The following is a 6,377-nucleotide window of genomic DNA, read 5'->3' as shown; positions in this document are numbered from 1 at the left end:
CGTAGCCCGGGCTTCAGCCCGGGGATTGCGAGTTGAAGCGTCCCGGACTGAAGTCCGGGCTACGGTCTGGCAGGGCGCTGGCCCGGGCTACGGGGTTGGGTTCACGGGGCGAAGGGCGGGGCTTCGGCCACTTCGATGATCAGCGGGCGGTCCCCCGGGGCGTTGCGCAGCAGCTCCTGCAGGTGGGCGTGGTCGCGGGCTTTCTCGGCCTGGCAGCCGAAGCCGCGGGCGATGGCGATGAAGTCCGGGGTGTGGATGTCCACGCCGAGCGGGGTGATGTCGCGACGCTCCATGTAGCGCTTGATCTCGCCGTAGCCCTGGTTGTTCCACAGCAGGACGATGACCCCGACCCGCGCTTCGACGGCGCTGGCCAGTTCCGGCAGGGTGAACTGGATGCCGCCGTCGCCCATCAGGCTGATCACCGGGCGTCCCGGTTCGGCCAGCTTGGCGCCGATGGCCGCCGGCAGGCCGTAGCCGAGGGTGCCGTAGCCGGTGGAGGCGTTGAACCAGCGGCGGGCGCCGTCCAGCTCCACCAGGTGGTTGCCGCTGTAGACGGTCTGGGTCGAGTCACCGACGAAGCGCGCGTCGGGCAGCACCTCGAGGATGCAATCGAACAACCGACGGTAGTGCTCCCAGCCGGCGAAGCCTTCGGCCAGTTGTGCGCGGGCTTCGGCGGCGCGACGGGCGCCGGGGCTGTTGGCGTCGGCCTGGCGCGGCGGCAGCTCGGCCAGCAGCACGCGCATGGCCTGGCGGGCATCGCAGTGGATGGCCATGGCCGGGGCGTGGTTGCGCACCAGTTGCTGGGCGTCGATGTCGATGCGGATCAGCTCGCCGCCGATGCGGAAGCCGCCGTCGAACACCACGTCGTAGTCGGTCTCGCCCAGCTCGGTGCCGATGGCCAGCACCAGGTCGGCGTCGGCGGCCAGCTGGCGCACCGGCACCAGGGACTGGTTGCTGCCCAGCAGCAGCGGGTGGTCGCCGGGGAGCAGGCCCTTGGCGTTGATGGTCTGCGCGGTGGGGGCGTCGAGGGCGGTGGCCAGGGCACGGGCCTCCACCTGGGCTTCGACGCAACCGCCGCCCAGCAGCAGGAGCGGGCGTTGGGCGGCGCGCAGGCGCTGGGCGGCCTCGCGCAGCTGCGCCAGGGGCGCGGCAGGACGCGGCAGGCGCACGCGGGGGCGCAGCTCCAGGTGGTCGGCGGGGGCGGTGATGATGTCCAGCGGCAGCTCGATGTGCACCGGGCGCGGACGCTGGCCGTCGAACACGGCGAAGGCGCGGGCCAGCACGGCGGGCAGTTCATCGACGCTCATGAGGGTGTGGCTGAAGGCGGCGACGCCGGCCACCAGGCCGCGCTGGTCCGGCAATTCGTGCAGGTAGCCGTTGCCGAGGCCGAGGCGATGGCGCTCGTTGACGCTGGAGATCACCAGCATGGGGATGGAGTCGGCGTAGGCCTGGCCCATGGCGGTGAGGATGTTGGTCATGCCCGGGCCGGTGATGATGAAGCACACGCCGGGCTTGCCGGTGACGCGGGCATAGCCGTCGGCCATGAAGCCGGCGCCCTGTTCGTGGCGCGGGGTGACGTGGCGGATGCGACTGCCGGGCAGGCCACGGTAGAGCTCGACGGTGTGCACGCCGGGGATGCCGAACACGGTGTCGACGCCCCAGGCTTCCAGTTGCTTGACGAGGAATTCACCGCAGGTGGTCATGGCAGGTTCCTTGTTGGGCTGGGTGTAAAACGAGCCCGGCAGGGTTGCCTGCCGGGCTCGGAAGGGTCACGGGAGTGGGCCGCGACCAGTCGGGAAGATCAGGCCAGGCTGGCGTGGCTGGCCGGGCGACGGGTCACCAGGCTGATGACCACGAAGCTCACCAGGCCGACCGCCAGGCTGTAGTAGATCGGGGTGTTGGCGTCCAGGCCGTCCTTGAACATGAAGCCCAGCACGGTGAGGAACCCCAGGGTCATGCTGGCGATGGCGCCGGCGGTGGTGGCGCGCTTCCAGTAGATGGCACCGATCAGCGGAACCAGCATGCCGCCCACCAGCAGGTTGTAGGCCACGGTCAGGGCGCTGATCACGTCGCTCACCACCAGGGCGATGCCGAGCATGACCACGCCCAGCAGCAGGGTGGCGATGCGGTTTTCATGCACGTCGCCGTTGCCGCTGGTGCGGCCGCCGCGCAGCAGCGGCAGCAGGTCCTGGGTGATGGTGGTGGAGGCGGCCAGCAGGCCGGCGCTGGCGGTGGACATCAGCGCGGCCAGGGCGGCGGCGATCACCAGGCCACGGATGCCGTTGGGCAGGCTGTGCTCGACGACGCTGGCGAAGGCGTTGTTGACGTTCTCCAGGTCCGGCAGCAGCACCTTGGCGGCCATGCCGATGAGGGCACCGGCCAGGCCGTAGAGCACGCAGTAGAGGCCGGCGGCGGTGCCGGCCACCTTGGCCACGCCTTCGCTGCGGGCTGTGAACACGCGCTGCCAGATGTCCTGGCCGATGAAGATGCCGAAGAAGTAGATCAGGAAGTAGGTGACGATGGTGTCCCAGCCGATGGCGGTGAAATCGAAGTAGCGCGCTGGCAGCTTCTCCACCAGGGCGTTCCAGCCGCCGGCGTCGGCGATGGACATGGGCATCAGCAGGAACACCAGGCCGACGGTCATGATCAGGAACTGCACGATGTCGGTGAGGGTCAGCGACCACATGCCGCCGATGGTGGAGTAGAGGACCACCACACCGCCGCCGACGAGGATGGCGACCCAGAACGGCAGGCCGAACAGCACCTGCATGACGGTGCCGATGGCGATGGTGGAGGTGGCGCCGATCATCAGCGCGTACACCAGCATGATCACCGCGCTGGACTGGCGGGCGGCCGGGTTGTAGCGGCGCTCCAGTACCTGGGTGACGGTGTAGATCTTCAGCTTCAGCAGCGGTTTGGCGAGGAACAGGCTGAGCCCGACGATGCCCAGGCCGATGGCGCCGCAGAGCCAGAAGCCGGAGATGCCGTGGACGTAGCCCAGGCGCACGGTGCCGATGGTGGAGGCGCCGCCGAGGACGGTGGCAGCCATGGTGCCGAGGTAGAAACCCGGGCCGAGGTTGCGCCCGGCGACCAGGTAGTCGTCACGGGTCTTGGCGCGGCGCATGCCATACCAGCCGAGGGCCAGCATGCCGGCGGCGTAGAGCAGTACGACGAAGATATCCAGGGCCATAAGATCAGCTCTCTCTTTCTCATTGTTGTAGTCCGGACGGGCATCCGGGGACGTGCGTAGCCGCGCGGCGCTGCCGCGTGGCCGGTCCATTCATCGCAAGGATCGGGGCCGTCCGGGCCCCGGTGGGTTCAGGGTCAGGCGGCCTCGGCCCGCAGGGGCGCGACGCTGCGTTTCAGGCGCACCCAGCGCGGGCCGCGCGGACCGTACACCTCGGCCGGCTCGGGGAACAGGTTGAGCAGCGCGAGGTAGAGCAGGGCGGCCAGGCCGAGGGTGACCGGCAGGCTGACGTCGATGCCGCCGGCCAGTTCGCCCAGCGGGCCGACGAACTGCCCCGGCAGGTTGACGAAGCACAGGCCCACCAGCGCGCTGGGGATCCAGGCGCCCATGCCGCGCCAGTTCCAGCCGTTGTGGAACCAGTAGCGGCCGCCGGTCTCGCCACGGGTGAAGACCTGCAGGTCGTCCGGGCAGTAGAAGCCGCGGCGGATCACCAGGCCGAGGATCATGATCACCATCCAGGGGCTGGTGCAGGTGATGATCAGGACGGCGAAGGTGGACACGCTCTGCACCAGGTTGAAGGCGAAGCGGCCGATGAAGATGAAGGCGATGGACATCAGCCCGATCATCACCGTGGCCTGCACGCGGTTGAGCAGGCGCGGGAACACCGAGGACATGTCCAGGCCGGTGCCGTACAGCGAGGTGGTGCCGGTGGACATGCCGCCGATCACCGCGATCAGGCACACCGGCAGGAAGAACCAGGTCGGCGAGACGGCCAGCAGGCCGCCGACGTAGTTGTTCTGGGCGATGTAGTCCGGCGCCTGGACGGCGACGATGGTGGCGGTGACCAGGCCGAAGAAGAACGGGATCAGCGTGGCCAGCTGGGCGCCGATCACGGCGGCCATGATGCGGCCCTTGCTCGCCTCGCGGGGGATGTAGCGCGCCCAGTCGCCGAGGAAGGCGCCGAAGGACACCGGGTTGCTCATGGCCAGCAGGGCGGCGCCGATGAAGGCGGCCCAGAAGCCCGGGCTGCCCAGTTGCACGGAGCCGGCGTAGCTGGCGTCGAAGGGCCCGGCGAAGGCGAAGATGCCCAGCAGGAACAGCGCGCTGGCGCTCCACACCGCGACCTTGTTGACCCACAGCAGGAAGCGGAAGCCGTAGATGCACACCGTCAGCACCAGCACGGCGAACAGGCCGTAGGCCAGGCCCAGGGTCAGGTCGGTTTCCGGCAGACCCATCAGGCGCTTGGCGCCGCCGATGAGCGCATCCCCCGAGCTCCACACCGAGAGGGAGAAGAAGGCGATGGCGGTGAGCAGCGAGAGGAACGAGCCGACGATCCGCCCGTGGACGCCGAAGTGGGCGCCGGAGGAGACCGCGTTGTTGGTGCCGTTGAGCGGGCCGAACAGGCCCATCGGCGCGAGGATCAGCGAGCCGACCACGACGCCCAGCAGGATGGCCCATACGCCGGCCTGGAAGGACAAGCCGAAGAGTACGGGGAAGCTGCCGAGCACGGCGGTGGCGAAGGTGTTGGCGCCGCCGAAGATCATGCGGAACAGATCGATCGGTCCGGCGTTGCGCTCGTGGTCCGGGATCTGTTCGACCCCGAATGTCTCGATGCGCGTCAGGCTGTGTTCATTGTTGTTGTTATGCATGTTCATCTCCCGGGGAACGCGTCAGGTTGGGGGCAGATGGTCCGGCATGGCCGACAGGTGTTCATGGCAGGCGAGCCATGGGGCGTTTTCTTGTTCTTGGCGGAAGACGATGGTCTCCCGTTCCAGGCTGTCCACGGTCTCGCCGCCCAGCAGCAGGCGGGTGGCGACGTCGTGGGTGAAGATGGCCACCGGGCCCAGCAGGCTCAGGTGGCGGTTGCTGGAGCGGCATTCGAGCACCCGCAGCCCGTCGCGCTGCCAGCCGTCCCAGACCGCGCGGTAGGCCGCGCGGCTCTCCAGCACACCGGGGGTGGTGTGGAAGATGAAGGTGGCGTCTTCGCTGAAGGCGGCGAAGTAGGCCTCGGTGTCGTTGTGGGCGAAGGCCGCCACCAGGGCATCGGCGGCCTCCAGGACCTGGCGGCGGGCGTCCATGTCAGCGACGCTCCACGCCGGGCAGGATGCAGAGCATCTCGTACAGCAGGTTGGCCGCCAGCAGCGAGGTGTTGCCGGTGGTGTCGTAGGGCGGGGAGACCTCCACCAGGTCGCAGCCGATGATGTCCAGGCCCTGGCAGCCACGGATGATCTCCATCGCCTGGATGGTGGTCAGGCCGCCGATCTCCGGGGTGCCGGTGCCGGGCGCCCAGGCCGGGTCGATGCCGTCGATGTCGAAGGACAGGTACACCGGGCCGCCGCCGACCTTCTCGCGCACCTCGGCCATCAGCGGTTCGAGGGACTTGTGCCAGCACTCTTCGGCCTGCACCACGCGGAAGCCCTGCTTGCGGCTCCAGTTGAAGTCCTCGGCGGTGTAGCCCTGGGCGCGCAGGCCGATCTGCACCACGCGGTCGCAATCGAGCAGGTCCTCTTCCACCGCGCGGCGGAAGGTGGTGCCGTGGGCGATCTTCTCGCCGAACATGTGGTCGTTGACGTCGGCGTGGGCGTCGATGTGCACCAGGCCCACCTTGCCGTGCTTCTTCTTGATGGCCCGCAGGATCGGCAGGGTGATGGTGTGGTCGCCGCCCAGGGTCAGCGGCAGGATGCCGTGGCCGAGGATGCGGTCGTATTCCTGCTCGATGATGCGCACGGCGTCCAGCAGGTTGAAGGTGTTGATGGCGACGTCGCCGATGTCGGCCACGTTCAGCGAGTCGAACGGGGCGGCGCCGGTGGCCATGTTGTAGGGGCGGATCATCACCGACTCGGCGCGGATCTCGCGGGGGCCGAAGCGGGTCCCGGAGCGCAGCGAGGTGCCGATGTCCAGCGGCACGCCGACGAAGGCGGCGTCGAGGGCGTCGAGCTCGGCGGGGGTCTGGATGTGGGGAAGGCGAAGCATGGTGGCGATGCCGCCGAAACGGGGCATTTCATTGCCGCCCAGGGGCTGGTGGAGTTTTTTGTCCACGGGGTGGCCTCACGGTTGTTGTGGTTGTCGTGGGGCGATTCTGGTGAGTGGGCAGCGGGGGAAGAATCCCCACGGGCAAATAATCACTTCAAGGATTTCTAAACTATCCGCAACGGGTAGACTGCGCCGATCTGTCGCATCTGGCGGGCTC

General features: G+C 68.8%; 5 protein-coding genes. All 5 read right to left on the bottom strand.

The window, feature by feature from the left end; all coding sequences use genetic code 11:
* Nucleotides 1-101: 101 nt before the first annotated feature.
* A complete protein-coding gene (locus BM198_RS05285; RefSeq protein WP_074968346.1) occupies nucleotides 102-1,703 on the bottom strand; it encodes a 5-guanidino-2-oxopentanoate decarboxylase in 1,602 nt (533 codons plus the stop codon).
* A 98-nt stretch (nucleotides 1,704-1,801) separates the two neighbouring features.
* Nucleotides 1,802-3,190: a sodium:solute symporter family protein gene (locus BM198_RS05280; RefSeq protein WP_074968344.1), complete on the bottom strand. Its 1,389-nt coding sequence runs from the start codon at nucleotides 3,188-3,190 to the stop codon at nucleotides 1,802-1,804.
* A gap of 134 nt (nucleotides 3,191-3,324) precedes the next feature.
* The gene (locus BM198_RS05275; RefSeq protein WP_074968342.1) at nucleotides 3,325-4,836 is read right to left on the bottom strand and encodes a purine-cytosine permease family protein; all 1,512 of its coding nucleotides are present in this window, start codon (nucleotides 4,834-4,836) and stop codon (nucleotides 3,325-3,327) included.
* 21 nt (nucleotides 4,837-4,857) lie between these two features.
* Nucleotides 4,858-5,265: a nuclear transport factor 2 family protein gene (locus tag BM198_RS05270; RefSeq protein WP_074968339.1), complete on the bottom strand. Its 408-nt coding sequence runs from the start codon at nucleotides 5,263-5,265 to the stop codon at nucleotides 4,858-4,860.
* 1 nt (nucleotide 5,266) lies between these two features.
* Nucleotides 5,267-6,226 carry an agmatinase gene (speB, locus tag BM198_RS05265; protein WP_044408387.1) on the bottom strand — a complete coding sequence of 320 codons (960 nt, stop codon included), beginning with the start codon at nucleotides 6,224-6,226 and terminating at the stop codon, nucleotides 5,267-5,269.
* Nucleotides 6,227-6,377 lie beyond the last annotated feature (151 nt).

Source organism: Metapseudomonas otitidis, assembly GCF_900111835.1.
In the GTDB taxonomy this organism is placed as follows: Bacteria; Pseudomonadota; Gammaproteobacteria; order Pseudomonadales; family Pseudomonadaceae; genus Metapseudomonas; species Metapseudomonas otitidis.
This window is presented reverse-complemented; position numbering and strand designations above follow the sequence as displayed.